This is a genomic window from Flavobacterium sp. RHBU_3, assembly GCF_046613565.1.
Taxonomy (GTDB): Bacteria; Bacteroidota; Bacteroidia; order Flavobacteriales; family Flavobacteriaceae; genus Flavobacterium.
Genome location: NZ_JBKJHC010000016.1, coordinates 1 through 26,869, shown reverse-complemented (window position 1 = coordinate 26,869; position 26,869 = coordinate 1). Strand labels below are relative to the sequence as shown.

Here is a 26,869-nt window from a genome sequence, read left to right as displayed (position 1 = left end):
CCATTTGTATTATATATGGACTGAAATTATTGTTTTGCAGCCTGTTTTTCCGCGTCCTGTACCATTTTTTCGTTTGCAGTAATGGCAAACTCCACACGGCGGTTTTGCGCCCTTCCTTCAGGGGTGTCGTTAGTGGCAATAGGATCTGCCTCGCCCTTGCCGTCTGTGGTAAAACGCGATGCCGCAAGTCCTTTAGAGCCCATGTAGGCTACAACAGATGCAGCACGCTCTTTACTTAGTTTCAGGTTGTATTCGTCGCTGCCACTACTGTCTGTGTATCCAAAGATTTGAATGTTAGTGTCAGGGTATTCATTAAATACCGGTATCAGTTTGTCCAGGTTGGCTTTAGCCTTGGCAGTAAGTGTACTTTTGTTTAGGTCAAAGTTTACCGAGTTTTCACCCAGTGTAAGTTTTATACCTTCACCTACACGTTCTACCTGAGCTCCCGGTAGTGCTGTTTCTATTTTCTGGGCCTGTTTGTCCATGTGGTTTCCTATAAGGCCACCGGCTACGCCACCTACAGCACCGCCTATAATGGCACCCAGTGCGGTATTGCCTCCTTTGCCTATGTTGTTACCCAGGATACCGCCTATTACAGCACCACCCACAGCGCCTGCCGCTGCACCACGCTGGGTATTGTTAGTGTTTTTTACAGCCTCGCAAGAGGTAAAGCTAAAACTCGCAGCAAAAATTGCCGTAAGTAAATATATTTTCAGATTTTTCATAGTAACGTTATTTAGTGTTCAGGGATTATATTTTGCTAAAGTTGTAGGTAACGGCTACAGTTTTGCCGCCTACAGTAACATTATCTACCAGCTGGAATGAGTTTTCAGTCTGGTTTTGCATTTTCAGGAAGTAACCTTCGCTAACGCGTTTAGCTTTTTGTCCTTCGGTAATTTTAAGGGTAAAATCGCCGGTTTTGGTTACTGTCCATACAATAGGGCTGCTAAATGATGGGCAGCCGCCTTTGGCTACGGTCATGGTGCCTTTGTTGTTGTTAGATATAAAGTTCCAGCTGCTGCCTACAAAGCATTGCGAGTCGGCCACATCAAACGATGTTACTTTAATGTACTCGCTTCCCGGATAGGTAACACTGGTTATTGTCCAGTTACCTTTAAGGCCTGATTGCGATTTTTGGTCGAGCGAGCCGCATGCTGCAAACAGCACCAGCATAAGGCATAATGAAAGAATCTTTTTCATAATGAGTCAGTTTTACATTTAGTTGCCGGCCTTCAATACCGGTCGAAATTTCAGTATAAAGGTAGTGTGCTATGCCGCAAAGATGCAAGTGTCTTCGTGTTTTTTTAACAGGAATTGCGCTAAGAAATTGTAAAATAAAATAACCTGTTGTGTAAAAGCATATTGAATTTAAACCAAAATCCTCATTCTGTAGGAGCTTTTAATCATGGATTAAATTTTTCTTAAAAAATCCCGGCTTTAACAATTGTCTTAGGTGTAAATGGGGTTTAATGTCAATTTGTCACTTTGTGTGGTTTGGTATTTATTTTGAATGAAACGATTCCGAAAACAATTAAACATAACAATAAGATATATGGCAACAGGAAAAATCAATGTTTCGGTAGAGAACATCTTCCCGTTAATCAAGAAGTTTTTATACAGTGACCACGAAATCTTCCTTCGTGAGCTTGTTAGTAACGCTACAGATGCTACGCTTAAGCTAAAGCACCTTACCAGTATAGGTGAGGCGAAAGTAGAATATGGCAACCCGAAAATTGAAGTACAGGTTGACAAAGAAAACAAGCAGATCCGCATCGTCGACCAGGGTCTGGGTATGACGGGTGAGGAAGTAGAAAAATACATTAACCAGGTGGCTTTTTCGGGAGCCGAGGAGTTTCTTGAAAAATATAAGGACTCTGCCAAAGATTCAGGTATCATAGGCCACTTCGGTCTTGGTTTCTACTCGGCCTTTATGGTGGCAGAAAAAGTAGAAATTATTACCAAGTCTTATAAAGACGAACCTGCGGTACACTGGGTATGCGACGGCAGCCCTGAGTTTACCCTGGCCCCGGCTGAAAAAACCGACCGCGGTACCGAGATTATCTTGCATGTAGCAGAAGATTCGCTGGAGTTCCTTGAGGAATTTAAAATCCGCGAACTGCTTACTAAGTACAATAAGTTTATGCCGGTGCCTATTAAATTTGGTACTAAAACAGAAACGCTTCCTAAACCGGAAGATGCAGGCGATGACTATGTGGCCGAAACCATTGAGGTAGATAACATCATCAATAATCCAAACCCGGCATGGACCAAGCAGCCTGCCGAGTTGACGGATGAAGATTATAAAAACTTCTACCGCGAACTGTACCCTATGCAGTTTGAGGAGCCGTTGTTTAACATTCACCTGAATGTAGATTATCCGTTTAACCTAACAGGTATCCTGTACTTCCCGAAACTTTCGGCCGACCTACAGGTACAGAAAGATAAAATACAGCTGTACCAAAACCAGGTGTTTGTTACCGATAATGTAGAGGGTATAGTACCGGAGTTCCTTACCATGCTGCGCGGTGTTATAGACAGCCCGGACATTCCGCTAAACGTGTCGCGCTCATACCTGCAGGCCGACGGTGCTGTAAAAAAGATAAGCAACTACATTACCCGTAAGGTAGCTGATAAGCTGAAATCGCTGTTTAATGAAAACCGTGAGGATTTCGAGCAAAAATGGAACGACATTAAAATAGTGCTGGAGTACGGTATGCTTAGCGAGCCGAAGTTCTATGAAAAAGCCGGTGCGTTTGTGCTGTACCCTACGGTTGACGATACATACTTTACACTGGATGAGCTGAAGGAAAAACTGGCTGCCACACAAACCGATAAAGACGGTAAGCTGGTTGTGCTGTACGCTTCAGATAAAGATGCGCAGCACAGCTATATTGCTGCTGCTAAAGATAAAGGGTACGAAGTGCTGCTGCTGGATAGCCCTATCGTTTCGCACCTTATACAAAAACTGGAGGCTGATAACGAGAATCTTACTTTTGCCCGTGTGGATGCCGACCATATAGACAGGCTGATACAAAAAGACGAGGAGCAGATTTCGAAGCTTAGCGAAGACGAAAAAACCAAGTTGAAAGACGCGGTAGAAACGGTAGTGCCTAAGGCTACTTACACTGTACAGCTTGAGGCTATGGACAGCGCGTCGGCTCCATTCATTATCACCCAGCCAGAGTTTATGCGCCGTATGAAGGACATGAGCAAAAGCGGAGGCGGCGGTATGTTTGGTATGGGTAACTTCCCGGATATGTACAACCTGGTGGTAAATACTAATAGTAACCTGGCAGGCAGCATCCTTGCAACCGAAGACGCAGCACAACGCGAAGGCCTTATTAAGCAGGCGCTGGACTTAGCTAAACTGAGCCAAAACCTGCTAAAAGGTGAGGAGCTTACAGCGTTTGTAAAACGTAGCTTTGAACTGATAAAATAAGACGGCAAGATGTGAGATAATAGATGATAGACGCTCACTCAATGATACAAACCTGTGGCTGAAAAGCTACAGGTTTTTTGTTTATGGTGCATAGGGTTGGTACTTACATTGTTAGAATGTTATTCAATAGTTTTTTCTATCTTTGATAAAAAATAGGCTATGGCGGTTATAACCCTAAATAATTCATCTTTAAAAAAGTACCTTGATTTGTTCAGGAACTTTGATGTTTCTTCTAAAAGGAAACTTATTGAAGGACTTACCCAAGCTGTAGAGGAGCCTGAAAAAGACAACCACAATAAGGTTGCTGCTTTTTTTGGCGCATGGGAAGACGAGAGGGATTCTGATGAAATTATAAGAGATATTAAATCTGCCTAACATTTTCTATTTCCTTTTCAGCAAATCCCTATCTTCCGGTTTCAGGTACTGCATTGCAATGCGATTTTCGGGTTTGGTATCAAAGGTGTACAGTGCAAGCAGAAACAGCCATTCGGCTGGTTTCATTATAATATACACTACATCAGAAACGTATTTATTGTTGAAAATGCCGTAATGTCTGTGAATCATATTGCCAACTTTGTTGTAGTTATGCCTTATAATTCGGTGCATATTAGGTAGCTTTTCCTGCAATAATTCCTCAAAAGCATTAGACACCAGCAGCTGCCTGTTACAAATTATTGGGTTGCCATGCCGTATTCCCAAACGCTCGGGTTTTACTATCTGCATATGTCCGTTTGCTGCTACACTGCACAGGTAATGACCACCGCACTGTACGTTGTCGCATTCATGGTTGAGCTGTGAGAAACCGTGCTTGTATGTATCCGTAAAGGCACGTATAAACGAATCGGGCTTTTGCCCGAACAGCAGAAGGAATGCAATCAGCATAACCATAATGGGCAGGCATAGCACCATCAGTAACGGGAATTTTATAAACACAGGGGCATAAAGCACCTTTAGGCTTATACGCCCGAAAGTACCATAATCATTAGGGTTTGGCGCGGCTATTTCCCGCATAATAAACAGGTGGTTTCGTATAAGCATGTTTAGCAACAAGACTATTATCGGGAAGTTACCAATGGTAGCAAGGATTATTTCATCTGTTTGTATGCCTACAAAAACGTTGAATACAATGCCGATGAACAGGAAACAATTGGCCAGCACCTCTAATAAGGGTGAAGACAAACTTGTCCTGAACAAGCTGTAATAATACGAAGCTGAGTAGGCAACCATAAGCACCAGGACGGATAACACATGATTTGGGGAAAAGGCAGCAGATTCATCGCAGCAGTTGTTTTCGGTAGCCCAACCGATGTACAGGAAAGGGTATATTACTATTGTCACAAAATACGATAACAAAAGTCCGACGCCTTTTTCCGGGAAATGTCCTTTTACTACAAAATACCAAAACTCATATAAGGTAATTATTAGGGGTATAAAGACAATTATGGCAATTATGATAAATACAGGTTCCATATTACGCGGGTTGGTTAACCTCAAAATTAATTTTTAAATCGCTACTAACAAAAAGTTAAGCCGCCTATTTCTGCCAAAGATTTCTTATTTTTGGTGGCTAATGGAAGTTATGACCGAAGAACACGTAATACTGGTAAACGAGCAGGACGAGCCGATAGGCCTGATGGAGAAAATGGAAGCGCATGAAAAAGCATTGTTGCACAGGGCTTTTTCGGTTTTTGTGCTGAATGGCAAAAACGAAATTATGCTGCAACAGCGCGCTGCCCATAAGTACCATTCGCCCCTGTTGTGGACCAATACTACCTGTAGCCACCAGCGCCAGGGTGAAACCAACATACAGGCCGGTACACGCCGCCTTATGGAAGAAATGGGTTTTACCACAGATCTTAAGGAGCTGTTTTCGTTCATATACAAAGCTCCGTTTGATAACGGCCTTACCGAACATGAATTTGACCATGTACTGATAGGCTACTACGAAGGCGAACCCGTACTGAACCCCGATGAGGCCGAAAGCTGGAAATGGATGGCTATAGAGGACGTTAAAGCCGATATGGCTAAAAATCCTGAGCAGTATACCGTATGGTTCCGTATTATATTTGACGAATTTTACCATTTTCTGGAAGAGCATACTCTATAAAGTTGTTGGTTTTTGGTTGTTAGTTGTTGGCATAACGCCATTTTTAAGACTTATAACCAACAACCAACAACCATCAACTAAAAACCAAAAATGAAAGTAACCGTAAGCCGCAGCGCCCACTTTAACGCCGCGCACCGCCTGTACCGAAAGGACTGGGACGATGCGCAAAACTTCCGTATTTTCGGCAAGTGCAGCAATCCTAACTTTCACGGGCATAACTATGAGCTTATAGTAAGCGTTACGGGCGAAATAGACCCCGAAACCGGCTTTGTTATAGACATGAAGGTGCTGAAGGATATTATAGTGCAGGAGGTGGAAGAACCCTTTGACCATAAAAACCTGAATACCGAGGTGGCCGATTTTGCTAACCTAAACCCCACGGCCGAAAACATAGCTGTGGTAATATGGAATCGCATAAGGCCGCGCATTGCTGCCGATAAAACGCTGGAAGTAACCCTGTACGAAACACCAAGAAACTTTGTAACCTATAAAGGAGAATAATCAAAAAACATTATGGAACTGAATTACCCGCTTATTTTTACCCCAATATTGCAGGACAGGATTTGGGGCGGAACAAAACTGAGAGACGATTTAGGTAAAGAAATACCTACCCCTACAACCGGCGAAAGCTGGGAACTGTCGGCAGTGCCGGGCAATGTAAGTGTGGTAAAAAACGGTGCCTATGCAGGTAAGCCACTAACCGAACTGCTGGAGCAGTTTCCGGATGAGGTGCTGGGTACAGCGGTGCACGCCCGTTTCGGAAAGCAGTTTCCGTTGCTGTTTAAATTTCTTGATGCCCGCGAAGACCTGAGTATACAGGTGCACCCTAACGATGCCCTGGCTAAGGAGCGCCACAACTCTTTCGGGAAAACCGAAATGTGGTATGTAATGCAGGCCGACCCGGGGTCGCGTATTATTGTGGGTTTTAACCATAAATCAAGTGCTGAGGAATACCTGCAAAAACTGGAAAGCAAACAGCTTATAGACATCCTTAACCAGGTGCCTGCCAAAAAAGGCGATGTGTACTTCCTAGAAACCGGTACCATACACGCTATAGGCGGCGGTATTGTTATTGCCGAAATTCAGCAGACCAGCGATATTACCTACCGTATTTACGACTGGGACAGGGTAGATGCTAACGGTAACGGCCGCGAACTACATGTAGAACTGGCGCTCGATGCCATGAACTACGATCTTACCGATACCGAAAAGCAATACACTAAAGAGGAGAATAAGAGCAACAACATGGTAGACTGCCCTTATTTTACTACAAACTACGTTCCGCTAAACGGAAGCGTGGGTGTAAGCCGTACAGGCGATAGCTTTACTGTTTATATTTGTACTGAGGGTGAATATACCTTCGATATAGAAGGTGAAACCTACAGCTTTAAAAAGGGCGATACGGTACTTGTGCCGGCAGCGGTAAAAGCTTTTGCGCTAACAGGCACCGCTACGCTGCTTGAAATATATATTTCTTAACAGGATTTAAGTACAGATGTTGTACTTTTGCAACGTATAAATTAAAACAGACAGACATGGCAAGTGTAAAAAACCTAAAAAAAGACATCAACTTTGTACTTGGCGATATTATTGAAGCGGTATACATTACAGAGCTTGCAAAAGGCGGAAAAGCCAGCGATGCATCTGAAGCTATTGTAACCGAGGCTATTGCAGTATTTGATGACCTTATGAAGGATGTAAACGCTAAAAACGTTGAAAATAAAAAGGCACATTTTAAGCAAATCAACCAGAAACTGGAAGAATCTGCTACTCAGCTTATTGGCAAACTAAACGCGCTGTAAGCAAAAAAAGTCATTAAAAAGTGCAAAAATTGTTTTGGAAATTAAAAAACCACGCCTATATTTGCACCCGTAAATGAGTCGCCGGTGTAGCTCAGCTGGCTAGAGCAGCTGATTTGTAATCAGCAGGTCGTGGGTTCGAGTCCCTCCATCGGCTCTTAAAAAAACCACCTTTTTCAAGGTGGTTTTTTGTTTTTATCTACTTTTGTGAATTAGTCATAAGTCTATTTAATAAGGATCAATACTAAAACCTGTGGGATTTGTATTTTAAGCGTATAAGTTAGTCAGCCTGAATAGGAAGAATTCTATAGACCTAACGCCCCTGAATTTACTTCTGAAGCTTTTGTCTTTTTAATATTGTATGTAAGGTAAGTGGCTAAATTTGGTTAAATTTGAGTAAAGCCTTTACAATAATAAACCAATCAATTCCCGTTGCGCTATGCAAAACATCCTGGTTTTACTTTTTACAATGCCCATCCTGTTTGGTTTTGGTACTAACGATAAGTTGTGCAGTCGTGATGCTGTTGAATATAAGATCGTAGAGTTTGACTTTGCTAAGTTTGTCAAGGAGTTAAAAAAGAATCCCAACTTTAACCCTGAAGGCAGGTATACGTTGATAAAGGTTCATCAAAAAGTTAGGGCGTTAGATTTAATTGAATTCCAGTATGAGGATGGTACCTGTATAAAGAAGTACGTTTGTGTTTTAGACGGTAATACCGCTAAATATGTTGTTGAGGTATTTAGTGAGTGCGACGCAGAGCTATCGTATTCTCTGTATGAAAGGCTTTATGACTATCACCTGGGTGAAGATCTGAAATTAACTGTGCATAAAAGTGTTAAACGCGCCACTAATAAGGGTGTGATTGATGAGCGGGGTTATCTTAAAAATGGCCTTACACTTGATGATGAAGCTGTAAAGCCAAAGACCGATACTACTGTTATAACCTACGACCTGAATAAGCTGTCGGCTTTAAAAAAAATATCCTTCAATCAATAAATGATTTTGTTATACCGTTCCGGTTGTCTGCTTAAACCATCCCGGGAAATATAAAACGTTAAAATTTAGGGGAGTACTTTTTTATTTCGATTTTTATTCTACATTTGTAGAAACAGTTCTAAAATTGTAGAATATGCAACTGACCAAAACCGAAGAACAATTAATGCAGTTTTTATGGAAACAGGAAAAGGCTTTTATGAAAGACCTTATTGATGCTTTTCCTGATCCTAAGCCTGCTGCTACCACTGTGGCTACGCTACTGAAGCGTATGACCGAAAAAGGCTTTGTAGGGTACAAGGAATACGGCAAGAGCCGTGAGTACTTTCCGATGGTTAACAAATCCGATTACTTTTCTAAACAGGTAAACGGAATGATAAAAAGCTTCTTTAATAACTCTGCCGCGCAGTTTGCCTCTTTCTTTACCAAAGAAACCAACTTGAGCGACGCCGAGCTTGAAGAACTCCGCGCTATTATAGACAAAGAACTCGAAAACCGAAAGTAATGGGAGCCTATATCCTAAAATCAGCGGTGTTCCTGGCAGTATTGCTTTGGGCATACTACCTGCTGCTTTCACGCGAAAAAATGTATCGTTTTAACCGCTTTTATTTGTTAAGCAGCCTTGTGCTTTCGTTGGTGCTGCCGCTTGTAGTAATTCCCATTTATGTACAAGCCGAAGAGCAGCCCGTAGTGCAGGTGCCGGTTGAAACAATGCAAATGGTTACCACACTGCCTGCAACAGTAGCCGCGCCGGAGGTACAGCAAACCCACTACTGGGCGTATGCTGCCTTGGCAGGGTATATCTTGGTAGTAACAGTGCTTGCTATACGTTTTGCTTTAAACATACTGCGATTTTACAGGGTTAAAAAAAACAATACGGTATTGGCATACAACGGTGCAACACTTGTATTGCTTAAAGAAGATATGCTACCGCATACGTTTATGGGCAATATTTTTATGGGTGAAAATGAATACAGCCGCCTTATAGAACCGGAGCTCCTTACACACGAACTGGCCCATGTGCGCCAACGGCATACACTGGATGTGCTGTTTATAGAGTTGCTAAAAACCGTATTTTGGTTTAACCCGCTGCTGTATATGTACAAGAAGGCCATACAAACCAACCACGAGTTCCTGGCCGATGAAGCCGTAATACACCAACATCTTAACATACCCACCTATCAATTATTGCTGCTGGACAAGGCTACACCGCCTTTGGCCTTCGCCCTGGCCAGCAGTATAAACTTTAGTACAACCAAAAAACGTTTTGCCATGATGACAAAAACCACCACACGTTTTAAAGCAGCGTTGTTGCAGGCTGCCACACTACCTATAACGGCTGCACTAGTTTTACTGTTCTCTATAAAAGTAGAAGCACAAAGAGCCGCAGAGCCGGAAATAAAATCTATTAAAGTAAATAAGTTTTCTCCTTCACAATTAGATTCTGTACAGAAGGTAAACCCCGGCTTACTCGATAAGAATTTAAAAGAAGGTGAATCTTATACTAAGTTTGAAACCACATCTAAGGATGAAAAAGGAAATAATGTTGCTGAAACCAAATATGTAAAAATTTCCCAAAAACCGATTGAACAAGACAATAGTAATCCGCTAAAGGATATTAAACCTGATCAGATTAAGAGTATTAACATTTTGTCGTTAAAGCAAGCTGAATTTGATTCGCTTGTTGCTGCTAATCCGGTAAAATATAAAGGTAAGGACTTGTATGATGTAATGCGTACCAATGTGGACTATGAGGATAATGGAACTCTAAAAGCATTGCATTATTATTCTGTACGCCCACCGCAACCCGAAATAGTGTCTGAAGTTACAGAAGCGGAGTATCCCGGAGGAATTCAGGTTTTATACAACAATATTATGAAAAGCATGAAACTGCCTGAGTTTAATGAGAAAGGAGAAAGTAAAATAGCCAGGTACATACTGTCTTTTGATATTGATAAAAAAGGCAGGGTTAGAAATATATCAGCCAAAGTACATCCGAATCCGGGTAGCAGCTTTAGTCCGGAGGTAGATGCCGATGTTATATCGCAGTTAAAGAAAATTATGGGTAAATCGCCCAAATGGGAACCCGCCCGTCAGGATGGCAAGCGTATAGCGTCACATAAAGATATACCATTCACAATAAACATTAAGGCGTAATATCCCGATAGCCTGACAAACCATTCAAAACCAATTTTTATGATAGTGTTCCTTTTAAAATCAGTACTTATACTTGCTGTATTGTTTACACTATACAAAGTATTGTTAGAGCGCGAAAAAATGCACCGTTTTAACAGGTTTTACCTGCTGGGGGCATTGGTGGTTTCATTTGCGTTGCCCGTTATAACCATTCCGGTATATATAGAAACGGAAGCTCTTGCGCCAAAACCCGTGCCTGTAGCATTAGAAACAACACAAACGGTGCAGTCCTATTCGGTGCAGCCACAGTTACAGCAAACCATTGAGCCGCAAACACACAAGCCACCGGTTAAGCATATTGCACGGCAAACCAATTACCTTCCGTATGTGTTATGGGGTGTGTATGGTATTATAACCTTGCTGCTTGTAGTTCGTTTTGTACTTAATATATCCCGTTTCTATGATAGAGCAAGGCGAAATAAACAAGAAATGTTAAACGGAGCTACGCTGGTATTGCTGCCCGATTGTCCGCTGCCGTATACGTTTATGAACTTCATTTTTGTAAACCAAAGCCAATACGAAGGCCAAACCATAGAAGCAGAACTCTTTACCCATGAGCTTGCCCATGTGCAGCAAAAACACACCCTTGATGTACTTTTTATCGAAGCTTTAAAAACCGTATTTTGGTTTAACCCGCTGCTGTATATGTACAAGAAGGCCATACAAACCAACCACGAGTTCCTGGCCGATGAAGCCGTAATACACAAACATCTTAACATACCCACCTATCAATTATTGCTGCTGGACAAGGCTACACCGCCTTTGGCTTTTGCCCTGGCCAGCAGTATAAACTTTAGTACAACCAAAAAACGTTTTGCCATGATGACCAAAACCACATCTAAAACCAAAGCACTGCTGCTTAGGGCGGCAGTAGCACCCGTAGCTACAGGATTAGTGTACCTGTTTAGCATACAAACCGTGGCGTACTCTAAAGCGCCTAACGGAACCTTTAATCCTGTAATAACCCATGAGCCCAAAGCAGAAAAGCTGCTGCCTGAGGTGGTGGCTGTTGCTGAAAAAGCCGACTCGGTTATTGCCGAAGCCACAACACTACAGCCTGCTGATACTGTTGCAGGCGATGCCCGCCGTAACGAATATTTTAAAGGCGTGCGCATTGTTATAGATGATAAGCCACGTGGTGTATCTATAAATGCACCTTACGAAAAAGTGAGTGAAGAACACAAAAGGTATTACCTGAACAATGTGCCAAAAAAGTTTGATTCTGATCCTATTTCTCAAAAAGATTATGACTTTTATTTTAACAGAGAGGAATGTATATTTTATCTAAATGAACAAAAAGTAACAAGGGAAGAAATGCTTAAATATAAGCGGGAAGATTTTGTTTACTCAGCGTATAAAATGTATGGAACACATACGCCGGGTGAAAAAGAGATGCAAAACTTTTACGTGTTTTTATTTACACGCCCGTATTTTGAGAAGAAGATGAAGCATTTAAACGATCATTATCCAAATAAGCAGTATACTATTGTAGTAACAGCAAAGCCGGGTAGTAAACAGGCGGAAATTGACGAAGACAACAAAAAAGATGCTTCAGGCAAAAGGGCTTACGAGAGGGACGCAGATGCACAACAGGCTAAATTTGTAGGGCCTACCTATGATTTTATAAAAGAAAAAGTAGAAAGCGCTAAGGTTGTAGAACTACAATTTCCAGGAGGCAAGGAAGCGTTTGAAAAGTACATTTACGACAATCTTAAACTATCTGAAGAAATCAAAAGTAAAGAAATATGGGTATTCTACTCAGTAAATACAGATGGTTCTTTAACTGATGTGGAGGCGCGTGGAACAGATAAAGAAACAGCAGAAGAGATTTTGCGTGTTTTTACCGCGTCGCCCCGCTGGATTCCTCAGCAAAAAGATGGAAAACCACGAATTTATTCAACATCAATAACCCTTTTCCGACAAAAGAAATAACCACCATAAAATTAATTTGAGTTACCGTTTAGTTATCTTTAGATATCCGCTGCCGAAAGGAGCGGATATTTTTTTATTTGAAAAATACCTAATAGTAGGTATTTTAAAAGTGTTGTCTATCAGTTACTTTTGATTGTTTTTATTTAAGTTTTAATTCAGCCAACCATTAAAAAAAATAATTTCAGCAAGAGTATCGGTTCCCAAATCCTTTCTGTGTTCGGTTCTACCCCGATTTTTAAACAAGTCCGGCCAAAAGGCTTGTTTATTTAGGCAGGTAGTTTTGTTAGCCCTACTACAAATAGTAATCAATTAATCAGTATACATGAAGAGTACATTAGCAGCAATGTTGCTGTGCCTGTTTGGCATGGCGGCATACGGACAGGAATTTAAAGTAGGAACCCAGGTAATAAGTGCCGATGTAGGCCTGGGCAGCGGCCTGGATACGTACAGTGGTTCCAGCGGTGGCATAGGTATAAGCGCTAATTACGAAAGAGGTTTTTGGGAGGCAGGTCCCGGTACGGTAAGCCTTGCCGGATACCTGGGGCGTGTAAGCTACAGCTATTCGGGGCCCGGTTACGACCAAAAGTGGAACTATACCATTGTAGGTATACGCGGCGCATGGCATTATACCGAGTTAGACGTAGAAAATCTTGATGTGTATGCCGGTGTGCTTGCAAGCTACAACATCCTCGACTATAAATATACCGACGGTACTGGCGGTATTTACGGGGTAGATTCGTATGGCAGTTACCCGGGTGTTACGCCTTTTGCCGGAGGGCGTTACTATTTTACCAAAAATTTTGCTGCCAATGCCGAAGTGGGTTACGGGGTTGCTATACTGCAACTGGGCGTAAGCTATAAGTTTAATGATTAAGAATAACTTTTAATATAGAGTCCCCATGAAAAAAATCATGATGATTAGGTATAAGCTCCTGTCTTTTATGATTCAGACAATATAGCTTATAATCAATAATTATATTGGCTTATTTTTTTAGTAACGTTATATCCGCTTCCGTAAGGGGCGGATATTTTTATTTGGAAAATATTCTGAATGATGGATTAAGTAAAACATAAGCTATCGGGAATAAGATTGCCCACGAGGAAATAATAACAAGCAACATCCCTAAAGTAAGCCTCCAATTTAATTTATGCTCTTTTATCTTAATGGATAAGTGCGCAGCCGGTATGTTTTTTGTAAAAAGGGAGGTTAGTAATAAGTTTGTTGTTTTTGCTTCCAATTTTTCAAGGTCACGAAATGTAATGGTATGGTAACCTGCTTGGGTTATAATAAAATAATAAGCCGTAACACCAATCCCTCTTTTATAGAGAAATGTGGGGCTGAAAATTCCATATGTATAAATTTCCATTCTTTTATTGTCTTCAGAAGTCACCCTAAAGTGTAGATCGTCAATCTTTGCAGCCCCTACAATGGTAACGCTATAGGCTCCGCTTTTCTCAAAATTGATTTTCCGGGGTTCTATATCAAGTGGAAAATCTGCAATTTCTTTTACGTTTGTATACTGCCGGTACAGCCTTATTCCCGTAATTAAAAGTATTATTCCTATGACAAATAAAAGCACAAGTAAAAATAAGGTTGGTTGCATTTTCTTTGGTTTTGGGTACTAATATAGGGTAAATATATTCAGCTCGTTTTTTTCTTTTTAACACAATTCATATCAGTGGGTTATACCATTCGTTGTTAAATTCACGTTATCTTTGCAGCATCATCTATCATCAAAAACAAAAAACGTTCAGTATTATGTTGAAGAAATTTTTTATCATCTGCTCCGGCGCAGACGAAAAGATCATTGGTACCTGCTCTAACGGCGAGCAGAACAAATATGCGGGCATAGGCGCCACCGTATTTTTTACCGCACTCCTGGCATGGATAGCATCGGCCTATGCGCTGTATACGGTTTTCGATAACGTGTATACCGCGGCATTCTTCGGGTTTGTGTGGGGCTTACTTATTTTTAACCTGGACAGGTTTATCGTTTCCACCATCCGCAAGCGCGATAAATTCCGTCAGGAGCTGCTACAGGCCACACCGCGTATCGTATTGGCCATCATCATCGCCATAGTAATTTCCAAGCCGCTTGAGATTAAGATTTTCGAGAAGGAAATCAACGCCCAGCTTCTTAAGGAGAAAAACGACATGGCTATTGCCAATAAAAAGCAGGTAAGTACTTTCTACAAAACCGACCTGGATAAAAACAAAGCCCAGACCGATAGCCTGCGTGCCGAAATAGCCCATAAGGAAAAGGAAGTGGCAGGTTTGTACAACTCGTACATTACCGAAGCCGAGGGTACTGCCGGAACCAAGAAAATGGGTAAAGGGCCTATTTATAAAGAGAAACGTGAAAGCCACGATGCTGCCAAGCAACAACTGGACAGCCTGCGCAAACGTAACGAGGCAAAAATAGCCGAGAACGAAAAAGCCGGTAAGGTACTTCAGGCGGATTTGGATAAAAAAGTTACCGAAACCCAACCGGTTATTGATGGTTTTGACGGACTTATGGCGCGTATTAATGCGCTGAATAAACTGCCGTTTTTGCCGTCCCTGTTTATCATGCTGCTGTTCCTGGCTATAGAAACATCACCTATTATTGCTAAGCTGCTTTCGCCAAAAGGGGAATACGACTTTAAGCTGGAAGATGCCGAAGCAGCTATGCGAACCAACCTGGCTATGGATACCCACCAACGCGAACTGCTGCAATCTACTGATGCCGGTATTTATGACGATGTGTATGCTGATATCCGTAACGACCGCGAACTGTACGACTATAAAAAGCAAAAAGCGCTCGATATGCTGCGTACGCACACCGACCGCTTTAGCGAAAAACAGAAAAGTGTAATGTAGTTTTTTTAGTTGTTGGTTGTTAGTTGTCGGTTGTTGGGAGCTACACTCACTATTTCTTAATAAGTACTTGTTATATCCTATGAAGTTGCCGGTTGTTGAGAACTTACATTCATTAATTAATACTTTTTCAGAGTGTAATTGGTTTAGAGTGATGTTTCTAACAACCAACAACCAACAACCATCAACCATCAACCATTTTTAAACTTAAGTAGCGCTTCCTTAGTAAAATCACTCAGTACCAGCGACCCGCTCATTTGTGCGCGTTCGGAAAGGAGTGTGTCCCAGTTTTCGGTATCCTGCCAGGCTATCTGTTTCAGCAGGCGCATGGCTTCCGGGTTATAGTTGGCAAGTTTTTCGGCAAGTGTATTCGTTGCGGTGTTGAGTTCTGCTAGGGTTTCAAAAACTTCGGCAAACATACCCTTTTCCTTAGCCCACTCTGCGCTGTAAAATTCGGTAGCGTTCATGCTCATTTGCATAAATGCTGAAGTACCTATTTTGCGCTCTACCGCCGGGCTAATGACAAACGGCCCTATGCCTATGGTCAATTCACTTAGCTTTACTGATGCTGTTGTAGTTGCCAGCGTATAATCAGCAGCACAGGCAAGTCCAACACCACCGCCTACGGCTTTCCCCTGAATCTGGGCTATGATAAGCTTAGGTGACTTTCGCATGGCATTAATTACATTGGCAAACCCCGAAAAGAATGCCTTACCATCCTCCTCGTTGGTTATAGACAGCAACTCGTCAAACGAAGCCCCTGCGCAGAATGCTTTTTCGCCTGCACTTTTCAGGATAATTACGTTTACATCCGGGTTTTCGCCCTGGGTGGTTATTTCAGCGGCAAGACGCGCCAGTTGTACGCCCGGCATAGAGTTGCCCTGCGGATGAAAAAACGTTACGGCTGCAATACCGTTTTGTATTTCGGAGGTTACAAATGCGTCCGTGTTTGTTTGCATAAAATGAGGTTATTTGGGTTATAGTAGTTTGGTATAACGTAGTTAGTTACCCGATATTTCTGCCTGTAATTTCTTGGTCAGGCTTTTAAATACCAGTTCGTACGAATGGGTTATCATTTCGCGCAATAGCTTTGCCGGTACATCGCTGTTCACCATAACCGTGTTCCAGTGTACCTTGCTCATGTGGTAGCCGGGTTTTATGCCATCATATTCCGCACGCAGTTCCTCGGCACGGTCAGGGTCGCACTTCAGATTGATGGTAGCATTGCCATTTTCCCATTGCGAAAGCGACGACAGCGCAAACATCTTTCCGCCCACCTTAAACACCAGTGTGTCTTCATCAAACGGAAAATGCTCGGTAACGCCGGGCTTGCTAAGGCAATAGTCGTATAAATCGGTTATGGTCATAAAGTCGAAAGTTTTAAAGTCGTAAAGTGAAAAGTTAGTTCAGGTTATTTCTTCCCAATTTCCCCAAGATGTGTAAACTTAAAACCGCTTTCATATTTCAGGCCGTAGCCAAACATCCTATCCATGCTGCTGTGGGCAAAGAGCATTACCCCGGTCAACTGTACATTGGCGTTTGCCATGTTGCAACCCAAAAGGTATACGGCCACAGCAATACCCCTGTGATGAAACAGGTTGTATGCCCATGCGCCTGCACGATTCCCGGCAAGGTAGCCTATCATTGAAAAATCAGGTACAAGGATAAGTACTAAAAACCACCACCACGCAAAAGGCAACAGGCTAAACCCGTAAATACCCAAGGCAAATAGTGCTGCTTCTTCAAGTTGGATAAGTTGCTTCATTTTTTAACCGATTATTTGGGAAATGGTTGACATAATGTCGGCCGTTACCTGTCCTAATTCAAAATCTTTTCTAAGGTTATACAATACCGGCTTACTCGGACTGGCGTCGTTATCAAAACTGGCTATTTGCAGGTTCAGCAGGTAGGTGCCGTCCTGTACTGCATCAGGAACAAAAACAAGTTCTGTAATCGTAGCGTTATGGCGCGCATCAGCGTTGAGGTTGTGCGTGTCTTTTACGTTCCAAAATGCCTTGTGGGCCAAGAGTGCACCACCATCTTCCTCACGGTCTACACTGGGCAGATCGATGAGTAAGTGATTTATACCCGCTTCACGGATAAGCTTAGCAGCTGCTTCCTCTAAGTACGGAGGATTGCTGTGGCTGTAGTTTTTGTGTTTTTTTTCTTCGGTATTTGGCAGGGTTCGTATTATAAGCGCTTCGGGTGTTTTGCCGTTAAGGGCTGTTTCTACCTGCGCTTTGGTTATCACCAAATCACCATCCTTGTCTTCGGGCGTAACCGAAATCAGCTCCGCTATAAAAAAGAAAGTCTTTAGCGTATCATTGATGCTGAAAAAATCACGGGTTATGTGCCCCAAACATTCGGTGTGTGTGCCGTGCGCGTGCGGGTTAAAGGCTATGTTGTTAAAGTTGGTACTCGAACCTTTGGCGACAGCCCCAATCCAGTCGCCCATGGTAACCGGGTTTATTTCCGGTTGGTCCAGGTACCACGCTATGGGGTTTTTACCATCGGCGGTAATGGGTAATGATAGGTCTATGGGGGCAGAAAAATCTACTTTGTAGGTTTTGTTGTGGTGTTCTATTGTACCGAACATTTGTTTGCTGTTTTATACAAAATAACAAAAACCGTTTGTAATTACTCCTGAAAATTGGTTATCATTGTCGCAAAATTGCAACAATGGCCAAATCTGAAGGCACAAACTACCCAATAGAATTAATGCGTATAGTAGGGGTTATCCTTATCACCTTTACACATACCCGTCATAATTTTGTGTCCGGGGCTCCTTATTTCATCCTGGAAGTGATGCCAAAATACGGTACGTTGTTGCTTTCGGTTATATCGGGCTACTTGTACTACAACTATCACAGCAATCCTGATTTGCTGAACAAAAAGGTTAAAAGCCTGCTGATACCGTATCTGATAGCCAACCTTGCTGTAATTATCCCGGTATTGCTTATTAATGCACTGGGGTACAATTACCTTAACAGGCTTACTTATGATGCTACCCTGATAACTAACGGACTGCTCTCGGTTAACGACGTTCCCATAAACCCGCCCACCTACTTTATACGCGACCTGTTTGTGATTTTCTGCTTTTTAGCGCTTTTGCAAAAGGATTACAGGGGGCTGCTGTTTATAATTCCGTTGGCCATCTTTGGGCAGGTACTTATACGGTACAATATAGCCCTGTTGTTTTTAGCCGGTTTCCTAATCCGGAAGTTTGAAATTTATGCTGTTCCGCTGTGGATTAAGCTGGCTGTAACCATTCCGGCAGTAGTGCTCAGTATCTGTTTTTTTGAATTTGACACGTATAAGTTCGTAGTTGCCATTTCCATTTTCCTGGTGCTGGTAAACCTACAGTTCAACTTTGTAAAAACAGGAGGTTATACATATTTTCTACACCTGTACCATTCGCCGCTTATTGTTTTTATAGCTCCTTTAATCGGGCTGTTTCACCCCAATGCCTATGTGTATGTAACCGCACAAATACTGCTTGCCATAATTATCTGTTACCTGGCGTATTTTATCCTTGTAAAGAAATGCAACCTAAGGATAATTACCGGTAACCGTTAGTTTACAAAAAACAAATCGCTGGCTATACCGTCGGCAAGGAACTTTCCGGCGCGGGTGGTGGTAAGGGTGTTGTTTTCAAACGAAAGCAATCCCTGTGCTACAAACGCCGTTGCTTCCTGTAGCAGGTAGTCAGAATATGCGGTGCCAAAATCATCCTTAACCCTTTTCACATCTACACCCCAAATGGTACGCAGTCCCGTCATTACATATTCGTTATAACGGTCAGTAGGGGTGAGCTCCTCGGTTTCCAGGGCAAGTTTTTCTTTTGTAAGCGCTTTTAGATAGAGTGAATTATTTGCTATATTCCAGCTGCGGTGTGTGCCGTTGTAGCTGTGCGCCGATGGGCCTATGCCTATGTACTTTTTACCCAGCCAGTATGCGGTATTGTTTTTACTGAAATATCCCGGCTTACCAAAGTTAGACAGCTCGTAATGCACAAAACCTTCCTGTTGCAGTCGGTCGGCTAATAGTAAAAACTGTTCGTGGGCGGCTTCATCGCTGGGTGCGGCTATAATCCCTTTTTTTACCAATGTATGCAGTGCAGTTTTTGGCTCGACAGTCAGCGCATAGCTGGATATATGCGGAATGCCAAACGATAATGCCTTTTCTACATTTTGCATCCAGCGGGTGTTGTCCATGCCGGGGATGCCGTAAATCAGGTCGAGAGTAATATTATCAAAATGCTTAACGGCTTCGGTAAGGCAGGCTTCGGCCTGTGTGGCATTGTGGGCGCGGTTCATCATTTGCAGGTCTTCCTCAAAGAACGATTGCACGCCAATGCTAAGGCGGTTAATGTGGTAATTCGGTAATTCGGTAATTCGTGCGGGTGTTAAATCATCAGGGTTGGCTTCAAGGGTAATTTCTGCGTTGTCAATCACCGTGTGGTTTTGGTATACGGTATCAATCAGCAGTTGAATTTCTTCATTGGTTAATACCGATGGAGTACCGCCGCCAAAGTAGATGGTTTCTATAACCTCATTGTCCAGTTCATCCTTTCGCAATACAATTTCGCGGGCTATAGCCTGCACCATTTCTTCCCGCTTTTTCATGGAAGTAGAAAAATGGAAATCGCAGTAATGGCATGCCTGCCTGCAAAATGGTATGTGGATGTATATGCCCGCCATCAGATTTTTTGTTGGGGTAAAGGTACAACCTTTAGGGCAGCTTATAAAAAGTCTTCGCGGTGCGGATTAAAAACGTCGATTAAAACACCGGCTTCCAGGCATACCACGCCGTGTACCAGTTTTGGCTGCACAAAAAAGGTGTCACCGGCTTTTAGCACCTGTTTATTACCATCTATAACAACCTCAAACATCCCCGATGCCACATAGCATGCCTGCGTATGCGGATGGCTGTGCGGTGTGCCTACAGCGCCTTTTTCAAAGGCTACCTTAACCATCATCAGGCCGTTGTTATGCCCAGTTATCTGGCGGGTAATGCCTTCGCCTGCGGGTTGCCACGCGTTGTTGTCGCTTATAAAAAATGGTTTCATAATGGTTTTGTTTTTTACTTTACCCTATCTGGATTTTGCTTTAAAAATGCATCCCAGCCGCTGTAGCTTTTTCCGGTTACAGTAGTCTTGCCCGTGTTAAAGTGGTGGCATACTGCAGCGGCAAGTCCGTCGGTGCTGTCCAGGTTTTTAGGAAGTTCTTTTAAGCCCAAGAGCTGTTGCAGCATTTTGGCTACCTGCTCCTTACTGGCGTTACCGTTTCCGGTAATGGCCATTTTTATTTTCTTGGGTTCGTATTCGGTAACCGGTATCTGGCGCGAAAGCCCTGCTGCCATAGCCACACCCTGTGCCCTGCCCAACTTTAGCATACTCTGCACGTTTTTACCAAAGAACGGTGCCTCAATGGCTATTTCGTCGGGGTTGTGGGTTTCTATAAGCTCTATGGTGCGCTCAAAAATGAGCTTCAGTTTCAGGTAATGGTCGTCGTATTTGCTCAGGTTAAGTTCATTCAGCTGAATAAACTGCATGTTTTTATTCACCACTTTTATAAGCCCAAAGCCCATAATGGTGGTGCCGGGGTCGATGCCTAATATAATACGTTCGCTTGCCAAGGTAATTTTGTTACTTTTGCGGGATGAAAGCCCTGCCCCACAAAACTAAGCAATTCTTTGTTTTTATTGCCAAAATATTGGTAGTGGGCGGTGCGTTTTATTTTATCTACAACCGCCTTTCAGACGGCAATCAGTTTGATCCTGCCCGGTTATCCGAAGCTTTAAGCAGGCCGGGGTCGGCAATAACCATTGCCGCCATTCTTTTCCTTACGGTTATGAACCGCTTTTTAGAGGTGCTGAAATGGCAGGCACTTTCGGGTACACTGCGGCCTATATCATTAGGTAAATCAGCGGCGCAGGTGCTGGCAGCGGTTACCGCGGCGATATTTACACCAAACGGGCTGGGGGAATATGCCGCCAAGGCTTTTTACTACAAAAAAGAAGAGGCAGGACAGGTGGTGTTCCTTAACCTGATATGTAACGGTGTACAGATGATTATAGCCATACTGGCCGGGCTAACAGGCCTCGTGGTGTTTAATGTAATGTATAGCGTAATCCCGAATAGTTTGTTGTTACTGATACTTGCCGGTATAGCAGTAGTGGTAGCCCTTGTTTTTGCTTCGCGAAAAATTACCATAAAAGGTTATTCCATACAGCGGCTTATAGAAAAAATACAGGAATTGCCAAAAGGTGTGCATCGTAAAAATATGCTTTATGCCGTGCTGCGCTATTCGTGCATAGTATTGCAGCACTATTTATTGTTTGTGCTTTTTGATGTTACGGTACCGGCTTACATTATGCTGCCGGCCATAGCGGGGATATACTTTTTAGGATCGTCGTTGCCTAACTTTACTTTTATCGACTTTGCCGTGCGCGGAAGCGTGGCCGTATTTTTCTTCGGGAAAATAGGTGTAGACGAATGGATAGTGGTGCTTGCCGCTACCCTGCAATGGATGCTGAATATAGTACTGCCGGTAGTAGCGGGTAGCTATTTTGTGCTGACGTTTAAGAGAGAAAGATGATTTTATATATCTTGCAAAGCTTTGTGTATCTGCGCCTTTGCGAGAAAAATATTTATTTACTCCCCCGAGTCTAAAACAATAGGAATTACAAACTGGCTTTTTACCGGGATACCTTCTTTTTGTGCGGGTTCTATTTTAGGGAAATCAGCAAGACGTGCCCTTATAATGCTGTCAAATTTACTGCGGTTGTAGCCCGTAGTATCAGCCGGGAACTGCGGCTCAAATTCCACACGCGAATCAGGGTATACCGTAACCTTCATGTTTATGGTGTCCATACAGGGGTATAGCATGGCTATGGTATCGGCACCCAGGCGTTCCTGCACCAGTTGTGCCATAGTAGAAAAAAAACACTCTTTTTTCAGCTCTTTGTCGGTTATGGCATCGCAACCTATGAGCGACGGATAACTGCTTACTTCCTTCCAGTTGATTTCCTTCAGCCGTTGTTGCAGCAGTTCTTCCTCATTTGGTACCTGCTTTTCAAAATACTTGCAGGAGCACAAAATGAGCATGAAAGGCAATAAAAAGACTGATTTTTTCATGAAGTGGCAACCGTGTTTTTATAACATTAGCCAAAAATAAGGAAAATTTATTTAGTGCCTGCGGTTATTTTCCGATGCAAAATTTCCGTACCTTGAGCCGAGACAATCTTAATCAACCCGAAACTATGAAGATTTTTTATTCCCTTCTTCTTGCCGGTACAGCTGTAATGGCCCAGCAGAACCCAAATGATGTAGCCTTAGCCGAAAATCCGGTACAACAGCACGACATGGTGCAACAGGTTACTGTTGCCAAAAAGCGTACGGAACACACTGTAAAACCGGTAATGCACCAGGACAATAACAGGCTATACATGTCGGCTATAAATATGCAATATGCATTTTTGGTGCAACCCGATGAGGATAATATTTACCTGAGTACGCTTACACTACCGCTTATGAAGGCTGCCTTTGAATCGGAAGGACACCCGGGAGTGTTTGAAAAGGTGGGTTTTAATACCCTTGTAAAAATAGAACTACTGGAAAACCAAAACAATGTTCCCGGTAGTAAAATAGAAGGCTTTGAGCAGCTTGCTATAGTAACCAATGAAGCTGATGCCAAAGAATTTTCCATAAAGCTGGACAAGGAAATAGCCCTGTCACACAACGGAGCTTTTGTACAGCTTACTATTGTGGGGAAAAGTGATGCTGAAGGGGTACTTGCAAAATATGAGCCTACTACCGAAACGTATAAAGATGCAAACGGTAATGATCGTTTTTATTTGGATTATTGCCAACCAAATTTTCCGTTAACCTCAAGGTCTAAGGGAACACTAACGTACGTGAAAAACCCAAACCGCAAGGTGATGGAATGGGAAGCGATTAACGAACCATCGCTGCACGCAATAAAAAAATACCCTGATTTTAATATCGGGTTTGGCTATACGGTTGTAAGCTATAAATAGTCTTTGTTTTCAAAATATAAAAGCCTTAAAACAACTGTAGTAAAGTGTTTTAAGGCTTTTTTGTTTTTAGGATTTTAACAGGGAGTTACAGTTTAGGGTGTGTTTCCGTCAACCAACAACTATTTTGAAAGCTCCGTAAAATGCTTATAGAACAACGGAATGGTTTCAATCCCTTTAAGGTAGTTGAAAATGCCGTAATGCTCGTTTGGCGAGTGAATGGCATCACTATCCAGACCGAAGCCCATCATTATGGTTTTGCTTTTCAGTTCTTTTTCAAACAGCGCTACAATAGGAATAGAGCCTCCTGAACGCACTGGGATTGGCTTAACGCCAAAGCTTTCTTCGTATGCCTTAGCGGCTGCCTGGTAGCCAATGCTGTCTATAGGGGTTACATACGCTTGGCCGCCGTGGTGTGGAGTAACTTTAACCCTAACACCTTTTGGTGCTATAGCTGTAAAATGTTTGGTAAACAGCTCGGTGATTTCGTTCCAGTCCTGTGCCGGAACCAGGCGCATTGATATTTTGGCGTAGGCCTTGCTGGCAATAACCGTTTTGGCACCTTCGCCGGTGTAGCCACCCCAAATACCGTTTACATCTAGCGTAGGACGGATGGAGTTACGCTCGTTGGTAGTGTATGTAGCTTCGCCATATACATCTTCAATGTCCAGTGCTTTTTTGTAGGCATCTAGGCTGAAGGGGGCTTTTGCCATTTCGTCGCGCTCTTCACGGCTTAGTTCTTCTACCTTGTCGTAGAAGCCCGGTATGGTAATGTGGTTGTTTTCGTCGTGCAGGCTGGCAATCATCTTTGCCAGTATGTTAATAGGGTTGGCCACAGCACCACCGTACAGACCCGAGTGCAGGTCGCGGTTAGGGCCTGTAACCTCTACCTCTACATAGCTAAGGCCACGCAGGCCGGTAGTAATGCTCGGCTGCTCGTTGCTTATCATCCCGGTATCTGAAATAAGGATAACATCGTTTTTAAGCTTGTCCTGGTTGCGCTCCACAAACCACGCAAGGCTTGGTGAACCCACTTCTTCCTCACCCTCTATCATAAACTTAACGTTGCACGGCAGGTTGTTGTTTTGTACCATGTACTCCAGCGCTTTTACGTGCATGTACATTTGGCCTTTGTCGTCGCAGGCACCACGGGCAAAGATGGCTCCCTCAGGGTGCAACTCGGTTTTTTTAATTACCGGTTCAAACGGGGGAGAGGTCCATAGCTCAATAGGATCAGCAGGCTGCACATCGTAGTGGCCGTATACCAGTACGGTAGGCAGGGCAGGGTCTATGGTTTTTTCGCCATATACAATAGGGTAGCCGGGTGTTTCGCAAAGTTCCACTTTGTCGCATCCGGCAGCTTTAAGGCTGGCAAGTACCGCATCGGCGGTGTTAATTACATCCTGGCTGTAGGCGCTGTCTGCGCTTACAGAAGGTATTTTAAGCAGTTCAATCAGTTCGTTTATAAATCGGTCTTTGTTTTGGCCGACATAATTTTTTATGTTATCCATTTATTATGAGAGATATACGATTTTAAGTCAAAAGTACTGAAAAAATAATAATTATTTTTTGGTCATTTTACTTGCAAGTATGGAAAACCGCCGTATATTTGCACCCGTAATAATGAAACAAACACTGCTTATTATTACTGCCCTGCGGGTGTGGTGAAATTGGTAGACACGCCAGACTTAGGATCTGGTGCCTCACGGTGTGAAGGTTCGAGTCCTTTCACCCGCACAAAAGCCTCTGAGAAATCAGAGGCTTTTTTTATTCCTGAAATCGGGTACTCGTCTTATTTCTCTGTCATTAGGTTCGGTAAAGTGTAGCATACAATTGTATTCTATTAGTAGCGGCAACACTTCAAGCGAAATGCTTTTATCTTTTAGTATTTGTTTGGTTTTGTATATGTCTACGTCTTCTTCCTTTGCTAATATGCTTTCTCTGTAATAAACAAAGCTGCTAAATTGCCTGTAATGAAAAATATCTTCCAGTGTATGTACTTCGGGTTTCCCTTTTATTGTGGACGGTATTTTAGATAAGTGTTCTCTTAATGATTCGTAGTATACACAAAACAGGTCTTCATACCGTTGTGTAGTTTCATTAAATACTACGGGAATTATGCCTGTAATACGTATATCGCTGCATAGTCTTTTAACATCAAAATACCAGACTTCCATGATTTTGTAGCCTGCAATTTTTGTGTCTATTAGCTTGTTTAAAGCTTCTTCTCTTAAAACCTTTTCCTTAAACGGGAAATCCGTATATATTTCAGGTTTTTCACTTGTTTTAATGTAATTGCCTATGGTGTGCTCCAGCACATTTTTGTCAAAAAATATTGCATTTACCGGGTTGGGTTCTATAAAACGAAACATCTTTATGCTGGCAAAAATATTCCACCCACTGATAAAATATGGATAACTTATCACATTCGCGCTGTCGCGGACTTCAGTATGCGCTTCGTAGCCGTAATGGGTACGCACTAATAGGGGATCTAATTTTTTATTTTCTTCTTTTAAAAAACTATCTAACGAGTCTAAACTTATTGCTTCCTGTGGAAAGGGGCTATTCTTATAGCGGGAAAGGTAATTTCGACGATATACGCTATCATTAAAGCGTTGCTGCAAAAAGTCTGCATGGCTAAGGCGTTTTATGGGTTTGCCTTCGGAGTTATTAAAACGCTTTATTTTGAAATTATATGCTCCGTTACCGGAAAATTTATATTTTACCCGCATGCACCCCAGAGTATCCCAAATTGTCCAGATGCCATACTTTTGATTGTCTTTAAAGCTGCCGGTTATTAGCTTTCGGCCTTTTTTATCCCGACAGATAAAATTGCCATGTAGCATACCTCTTGCGGTATCTACTTTAAATAGTCGACTGTCATTAGCGTAACTATCATAATGACCTTTAATTTGGGCAAAGGCAGGATGTGTGAGAAGTATGCAAAATAATATCAAGAAGCTTTTGTTGAAAGGATTCATTTATTCACAGTTGGTTAAAAACCAAATATAAACAATATGCCATTTGCAAAAACAGCCTGGTAAAAATAACCCGTAAGCGGGGTGTGGCGTTACGCTGTATGCCGTTTGCGTACACCTATAGCCAGGTTTGCTATAAACAGCAATTGTGCTGCTGTAGCTACCGTAATAAGCCAAAAGAAAATAATAATGAAAGCCGGTGAAAAATGTCTCATGGATATTTAGTCTTGCAGGACAAATCAATTTTTAAATAGTATGAATTCTTTTTTGAAAAATCTCTTTCAAAATATATTAACCTTAAACAGTCTTTAGTGCTGTCGTGAAAATAAATTTTTTCAGGGTCATTCACAAAATCATTGATTAATTCTTTGTCTTTTTCCTTTAACTCAGATACTATTTTCTGTTTAATGTTTTTTATATCTGATGGGAAATTAACAGTGCACATGAATCGATACAATTTAGATTTATAAATACTACTGATGCGTTAAGAGTAGCAAAAGTTTTAATAATCTTAATAAATACAGTAGATA

The 26,869-nt window shown here is 42.4% G+C and carries 30 protein-coding genes and 2 tRNA genes; 17 read left to right on the top strand and 15 right to left on the bottom strand.

All coding sequences use genetic code 11. From position 1 onward, the window contains the following. Nucleotides 1-26: 26 nt before the first annotated feature. Both ACLI1A_RS18040 and ACLI1A_RS18035 read right to left on the bottom strand, forming a co-directional pair. The gene (locus ACLI1A_RS18040; RefSeq protein WP_411410093.1) at nucleotides 27-725 is read right to left on the bottom strand and encodes an OmpA family protein; all 699 of its coding nucleotides are present in this window, start codon (nucleotides 723-725) and stop codon (nucleotides 27-29) included. A gap of 25 nt (nucleotides 726-750) precedes the next feature. After that, nucleotides 751-1,200 (bottom strand): lipocalin family protein, encoded by a 450-nt coding sequence (locus tag ACLI1A_RS18035; protein WP_411410092.1) that lies wholly within the window; start codon nucleotides 1,198-1,200, stop codon nucleotides 751-753. A 352-nt stretch (nucleotides 1,201-1,552) separates the two neighbouring features. Between ACLI1A_RS18035 and htpG the strand changes: the two genes are divergently transcribed. Both htpG and ACLI1A_RS18025 read left to right on the top strand, forming a co-directional pair. Then, nucleotides 1,553-3,439, top strand: a complete 1,887-nt coding sequence (gene htpG / locus ACLI1A_RS18030; protein ID WP_411410091.1) for a molecular chaperone HtpG — start codon at nucleotides 1,553-1,555, stop codon at nucleotides 3,437-3,439. A 159-nt stretch (nucleotides 3,440-3,598) separates the two neighbouring features. Continuing rightward, a complete protein-coding gene (locus tag ACLI1A_RS18025; protein WP_411410090.1) occupies nucleotides 3,599-3,814 on the top strand; it encodes a hypothetical protein in 216 nt (71 codons plus the stop codon). A 6-nt stretch (nucleotides 3,815-3,820) separates the two neighbouring features. On the opposite strand, the gene ACLI1A_RS18020 is transcribed toward ACLI1A_RS18025, so the two are convergent. Continuing rightward, the gene (locus ACLI1A_RS18020; RefSeq protein WP_411410089.1) at nucleotides 3,821-4,909 is read right to left on the bottom strand and encodes a DUF6688 family protein; all 1,089 of its coding nucleotides are present in this window, start codon (nucleotides 4,907-4,909) and stop codon (nucleotides 3,821-3,823) included. 109 nt (nucleotides 4,910-5,018) lie between these two features. Here ACLI1A_RS18020 and idi point away from each other — a divergent pair, with 109 nt between their 5' ends. From idi to ACLI1A_RS17970, 10 genes are all read left to right on the top strand, one after another. Continuing rightward, nucleotides 5,019-5,546: an isopentenyl-diphosphate Delta-isomerase gene (idi, locus tag ACLI1A_RS18015; protein WP_411410138.1), complete on the top strand. Its 528-nt coding sequence runs from the start codon at nucleotides 5,019-5,021 to the stop codon at nucleotides 5,544-5,546. 90 nt (nucleotides 5,547-5,636) lie between these two features. Further along, entirely contained in the window at nucleotides 5,637-6,047 is a 411-nt protein-coding gene (locus ACLI1A_RS18010; RefSeq protein ID WP_411410088.1) for a 6-pyruvoyl trahydropterin synthase family protein, read from the top strand. Nucleotides 6,048-6,059: 12 nt separating this feature from the next. Then, on the top strand, nucleotides 6,060-7,025 hold the full coding sequence (locus ACLI1A_RS18005; RefSeq protein WP_411410087.1) for a type I phosphomannose isomerase catalytic subunit: 966 nt from the start codon (nucleotides 6,060-6,062) through the stop codon (nucleotides 7,023-7,025). Between the two features lie 56 nt (nucleotides 7,026-7,081). Next, a complete protein-coding gene (locus tag ACLI1A_RS18000; RefSeq protein ID WP_411410086.1) occupies nucleotides 7,082-7,348 on the top strand; it encodes a hypothetical protein in 267 nt (88 codons plus the stop codon). A gap of 80 nt (nucleotides 7,349-7,428) precedes the next feature. Continuing rightward, nucleotides 7,429-7,502, top strand: a tRNA-Thr gene (locus ACLI1A_RS17995). 312 nt (nucleotides 7,503-7,814) lie between these two features. Next, nucleotides 7,815-8,342 carry a hypothetical protein gene (locus tag ACLI1A_RS17990; protein ID WP_411410085.1) on the top strand — a complete coding sequence of 176 codons (528 nt, stop codon included), beginning with the start codon at nucleotides 7,815-7,817 and terminating at the stop codon, nucleotides 8,340-8,342. A 133-nt stretch (nucleotides 8,343-8,475) separates the two neighbouring features. Continuing rightward, nucleotides 8,476-8,844, top strand: coding sequence for a BlaI/MecI/CopY family transcriptional regulator (locus tag ACLI1A_RS17985; protein ID WP_411410084.1), 369 nt, complete (start codon nucleotides 8,476-8,478; stop codon nucleotides 8,842-8,844). Then, nucleotides 8,844-10,496: a M56 family metallopeptidase gene (locus tag ACLI1A_RS17980; RefSeq protein WP_411410083.1), complete on the top strand. Its 1,653-nt coding sequence runs from the start codon at nucleotides 8,844-8,846 to the stop codon at nucleotides 10,494-10,496. The genes ACLI1A_RS17985 and ACLI1A_RS17980 overlap by 1 nt, the downstream gene beginning before the upstream one ends. A gap of 39 nt (nucleotides 10,497-10,535) precedes the next feature. After that, nucleotides 10,536-12,467 (top strand): M56 family metallopeptidase, encoded by a 1,932-nt coding sequence (locus tag ACLI1A_RS17975; RefSeq protein ID WP_411410082.1) that lies wholly within the window; start codon nucleotides 10,536-10,538, stop codon nucleotides 12,465-12,467. 322 nt (nucleotides 12,468-12,789) lie between these two features. Then, complete coding sequence (locus tag ACLI1A_RS17970; RefSeq protein ID WP_411410081.1) at nucleotides 12,790-13,341, top strand: hypothetical protein; 552 nt, start codon at nucleotides 12,790-12,792, stop codon at nucleotides 13,339-13,341. Between the two features lie 157 nt (nucleotides 13,342-13,498). On the opposite strand, the gene ACLI1A_RS17965 is transcribed toward ACLI1A_RS17970, so the two are convergent. Next, nucleotides 13,499-14,071: a hypothetical protein gene (locus tag ACLI1A_RS17965; RefSeq protein WP_411410080.1), complete on the bottom strand. Its 573-nt coding sequence runs from the start codon at nucleotides 14,069-14,071 to the stop codon at nucleotides 13,499-13,501. 155 nt (nucleotides 14,072-14,226) lie between these two features. On the opposite strand from ACLI1A_RS17965, the gene ACLI1A_RS17960 reads away from it, so the two are divergent. Next, a complete protein-coding gene (locus tag ACLI1A_RS17960) occupies nucleotides 14,227-15,327 on the top strand; it encodes a DUF4407 domain-containing protein (RefSeq protein WP_411410079.1) in 1,101 nt (366 codons plus the stop codon). 188 nt (nucleotides 15,328-15,515) lie between these two features. Here the strand turns inward: ACLI1A_RS17960 and ACLI1A_RS17955 are convergent, their stop codons facing one another. Genes ACLI1A_RS17955 through ACLI1A_RS17940 form a run of 4 tightly spaced genes read right to left on the bottom strand, consistent with a single transcriptional unit; the run spans nucleotide 15,516 to nucleotide 17,920 of the window. Next, nucleotides 15,516-16,283 carry an enoyl-CoA hydratase/isomerase family protein gene (locus ACLI1A_RS17955; RefSeq protein WP_411410078.1) on the bottom strand — a complete coding sequence of 256 codons (768 nt, stop codon included), beginning with the start codon at nucleotides 16,281-16,283 and terminating at the stop codon, nucleotides 15,516-15,518. Between the two features lie 42 nt (nucleotides 16,284-16,325). Next, complete coding sequence (locus ACLI1A_RS17950; RefSeq protein ID WP_411410077.1) at nucleotides 16,326-16,691, bottom strand: MmcQ/YjbR family DNA-binding protein; 366 nt, start codon at nucleotides 16,689-16,691, stop codon at nucleotides 16,326-16,328. A gap of 44 nt (nucleotides 16,692-16,735) precedes the next feature. Then, nucleotides 16,736-17,089 (bottom strand): DUF4260 domain-containing protein, encoded by a 354-nt coding sequence (locus tag ACLI1A_RS17945; RefSeq protein WP_411410076.1) that lies wholly within the window; start codon nucleotides 17,087-17,089, stop codon nucleotides 16,736-16,738. Nucleotides 17,090-17,092: 3 nt separating this feature from the next. Continuing rightward, the gene (locus ACLI1A_RS17940; protein WP_411410075.1) at nucleotides 17,093-17,920 is read right to left on the bottom strand and encodes a cyclase family protein; all 828 of its coding nucleotides are present in this window, start codon (nucleotides 17,918-17,920) and stop codon (nucleotides 17,093-17,095) included. Nucleotides 17,921-18,003: 83 nt separating this feature from the next. Between ACLI1A_RS17940 and ACLI1A_RS17935 the strand changes: the two genes are divergently transcribed. Next, entirely contained in the window at nucleotides 18,004-18,900 is an 897-nt protein-coding gene (locus ACLI1A_RS17935) for an acyltransferase family protein (RefSeq protein WP_411410074.1), read from the top strand. Here ACLI1A_RS17935 and hemW read toward each other — a convergent pair. Genes hemW through ruvC form a run of 3 tightly spaced genes read right to left on the bottom strand, consistent with a single transcriptional unit; the run spans nucleotide 18,897 to nucleotide 20,961 of the window. Further along, nucleotides 18,897-20,024 (bottom strand): radical SAM family heme chaperone HemW, encoded by a 1,128-nt coding sequence (gene hemW, locus ACLI1A_RS17930; protein ID WP_411410073.1) that lies wholly within the window; start codon nucleotides 20,022-20,024, stop codon nucleotides 18,897-18,899. The two genes, ACLI1A_RS17935 and hemW, sit on opposite strands and share 4 nt — an antisense overlap. Before the next feature lie 41 nt (nucleotides 20,025-20,065). Next, complete coding sequence (locus ACLI1A_RS17925) at nucleotides 20,066-20,392, bottom strand: cupin domain-containing protein (protein WP_411410072.1); 327 nt, start codon at nucleotides 20,390-20,392, stop codon at nucleotides 20,066-20,068. Between the two features lie 14 nt (nucleotides 20,393-20,406). Then, nucleotides 20,407-20,961 (bottom strand): crossover junction endodeoxyribonuclease RuvC, encoded by a 555-nt coding sequence (gene ruvC, locus ACLI1A_RS17920; RefSeq protein WP_411410071.1) that lies wholly within the window; start codon nucleotides 20,959-20,961, stop codon nucleotides 20,407-20,409. Between the two features lie 23 nt (nucleotides 20,962-20,984). On the opposite strand from ruvC, the gene ACLI1A_RS17915 reads away from it, so the two are divergent. Beyond that, complete coding sequence (locus tag ACLI1A_RS17915; RefSeq protein ID WP_411410070.1) at nucleotides 20,985-21,923, top strand: hypothetical protein; 939 nt, start codon at nucleotides 20,985-20,987, stop codon at nucleotides 21,921-21,923. Nucleotides 21,924-21,979: 56 nt separating this feature from the next. Here ACLI1A_RS17915 and ACLI1A_RS17910 read toward each other — a convergent pair whose 3' ends face one another. After that, nucleotides 21,980-22,462, bottom strand: coding sequence for a hypothetical protein (locus tag ACLI1A_RS17910; protein ID WP_411410069.1), 483 nt, complete (start codon nucleotides 22,460-22,462; stop codon nucleotides 21,980-21,982). 125 nt (nucleotides 22,463-22,587) lie between these two features. Between ACLI1A_RS17910 and ACLI1A_RS17905 the strand changes: the two genes are divergently transcribed. After that, nucleotides 22,588-23,364 carry a hypothetical protein gene (locus ACLI1A_RS17905; RefSeq protein ID WP_411410068.1) on the top strand — a complete coding sequence of 259 codons (777 nt, stop codon included), beginning with the start codon at nucleotides 22,588-22,590 and terminating at the stop codon, nucleotides 23,362-23,364. A 119-nt stretch (nucleotides 23,365-23,483) separates the two neighbouring features. Here ACLI1A_RS17905 and ACLI1A_RS17900 read toward each other — a convergent pair whose 3' ends face one another. Further along, nucleotides 23,484-24,872: a dipeptidase gene (locus tag ACLI1A_RS17900; protein WP_411410067.1), complete on the bottom strand. Its 1,389-nt coding sequence runs from the start codon at nucleotides 24,870-24,872 to the stop codon at nucleotides 23,484-23,486. A gap of 144 nt (nucleotides 24,873-25,016) precedes the next feature. Here ACLI1A_RS17900 and ACLI1A_RS17895 point away from each other — a divergent pair. Continuing rightward, nucleotides 25,017-25,098, top strand: a tRNA-Leu gene (locus ACLI1A_RS17895). Nucleotides 25,099-25,115: 17 nt separating this feature from the next. On the opposite strand, the gene ACLI1A_RS17890 is transcribed toward ACLI1A_RS17895, so the two are convergent. Both ACLI1A_RS17890 and ACLI1A_RS17885 read right to left on the bottom strand, forming a co-directional pair. Next, nucleotides 25,116-26,207, bottom strand: coding sequence for a hypothetical protein (locus ACLI1A_RS17890; protein ID WP_411410066.1), 1,092 nt, complete (start codon nucleotides 26,205-26,207; stop codon nucleotides 25,116-25,118). A gap of 224 nt (nucleotides 26,208-26,431) precedes the next feature. Continuing rightward, nucleotides 26,432-26,554: a hypothetical protein gene (locus ACLI1A_RS17885; RefSeq protein ID WP_411410065.1), complete on the bottom strand. Its 123-nt coding sequence runs from the start codon at nucleotides 26,552-26,554 to the stop codon at nucleotides 26,432-26,434. Between the last annotated feature and the right edge of the window lie 315 nt (nucleotides 26,555-26,869).

Coding starts and splice junctions, on each gene's coding strand:
- ACLI1A_RS18040 (WP_411410093.1), bottom strand. CDS start 725: ATGAAAAATCTGAAAATATATTTACTTACGGCAATTTTTGCTGCGAGT.
- ACLI1A_RS18035 (WP_411410092.1), bottom strand. CDS start 1,200: ATGAAAAAGATTCTTTCATTATGCCTTATGCTGGTGCTGTTTGCAGCA.
- htpG (WP_411410091.1), top strand. CDS start 1,553: ATGGCAACAGGAAAAATCAATGTTTCGGTAGAGAACATCTTCCCGTTA.
- ACLI1A_RS18025 (WP_411410090.1), top strand. CDS start 3,599: ATGGCGGTTATAACCCTAAATAATTCATCTTTAAAAAAGTACCTTGAT.
- ACLI1A_RS18020 (WP_411410089.1), bottom strand. CDS start 4,909: ATGGAACCTGTATTTATCATAATTGCCATAATTGTCTTTATACCCCTA.
- idi (WP_411410138.1), top strand. CDS start 5,019: ATGACCGAAGAACACGTAATACTGGTAAACGAGCAGGACGAGCCGATA.
- ACLI1A_RS18010 (WP_411410088.1), top strand. CDS start 5,637: ATGAAAGTAACCGTAAGCCGCAGCGCCCACTTTAACGCCGCGCACCGC.
- ACLI1A_RS18005 (WP_411410087.1), top strand. CDS start 6,060: ATGGAACTGAATTACCCGCTTATTTTTACCCCAATATTGCAGGACAGG.
- ACLI1A_RS18000 (WP_411410086.1), top strand. CDS start 7,082: ATGGCAAGTGTAAAAAACCTAAAAAAAGACATCAACTTTGTACTTGGC.
- ACLI1A_RS17990 (WP_411410085.1), top strand. CDS start 7,815: ATGCCCATCCTGTTTGGTTTTGGTACTAACGATAAGTTGTGCAGTCGT.
- ACLI1A_RS17985 (WP_411410084.1), top strand. CDS start 8,476: ATGCAACTGACCAAAACCGAAGAACAATTAATGCAGTTTTTATGGAAA.
- ACLI1A_RS17980 (WP_411410083.1), top strand. CDS start 8,844: ATGGGAGCCTATATCCTAAAATCAGCGGTGTTCCTGGCAGTATTGCTT.
- ACLI1A_RS17975 (WP_411410082.1), top strand. CDS start 10,536: ATGATAGTGTTCCTTTTAAAATCAGTACTTATACTTGCTGTATTGTTT.
- ACLI1A_RS17970 (WP_411410081.1), top strand. CDS start 12,790: ATGAAGAGTACATTAGCAGCAATGTTGCTGTGCCTGTTTGGCATGGCG.
- ACLI1A_RS17965 (WP_411410080.1), bottom strand. CDS start 14,071: ATGCAACCAACCTTATTTTTACTTGTGCTTTTATTTGTCATAGGAATA.
- ACLI1A_RS17960 (WP_411410079.1), top strand. CDS start 14,227: ATGTTGAAGAAATTTTTTATCATCTGCTCCGGCGCAGACGAAAAGATC.
- ACLI1A_RS17955 (WP_411410078.1), bottom strand. CDS start 16,283: ATGCAAACAAACACGGACGCATTTGTAACCTCCGAAATACAAAACGGT.
- ACLI1A_RS17950 (WP_411410077.1), bottom strand. CDS start 16,691: ATGACCATAACCGATTTATACGACTATTGCCTTAGCAAGCCCGGCGTT.
- ACLI1A_RS17945 (WP_411410076.1), bottom strand. CDS start 17,089: ATGAAGCAACTTATCCAACTTGAAGAAGCAGCACTATTTGCCTTGGGT.
- ACLI1A_RS17940 (WP_411410075.1), bottom strand. CDS start 17,920: ATGTTCGGTACAATAGAACACCACAACAAAACCTACAAAGTAGATTTT.
- ACLI1A_RS17935 (WP_411410074.1), top strand. CDS start 18,004: ATGGCCAAATCTGAAGGCACAAACTACCCAATAGAATTAATGCGTATA.
- hemW (WP_411410073.1), bottom strand. CDS start 20,024: ATGGCGGGCATATACATCCACATACCATTTTGCAGGCAGGCATGCCAT.
- ACLI1A_RS17925 (WP_411410072.1), bottom strand. CDS start 20,392: ATGAAACCATTTTTTATAAGCGACAACAACGCGTGGCAACCCGCAGGC.
- ACLI1A_RS17915 (WP_411410070.1), top strand. CDS start 20,985: ATGAAAGCCCTGCCCCACAAAACTAAGCAATTCTTTGTTTTTATTGCC.
- ACLI1A_RS17910 (WP_411410069.1), bottom strand. CDS start 22,462: ATGAAAAAATCAGTCTTTTTATTGCCTTTCATGCTCATTTTGTGCTCC.
- ACLI1A_RS17905 (WP_411410068.1), top strand. CDS start 22,588: ATGAAGATTTTTTATTCCCTTCTTCTTGCCGGTACAGCTGTAATGGCC.
- ACLI1A_RS17900 (WP_411410067.1), bottom strand. CDS start 24,872: ATGGATAACATAAAAAATTATGTCGGCCAAAACAAAGACCGATTTATA.
- ACLI1A_RS17890 (WP_411410066.1), bottom strand. CDS start 26,207: ATGCTACATGGCAATTTTATCTGTCGGGATAAAAAAGGCCGAAAGCTA.
- ACLI1A_RS17885 (WP_411410065.1), bottom strand. CDS start 26,554: ATGAGACATTTTTCACCGGCTTTCATTATTATTTTCTTTTGGCTTATT.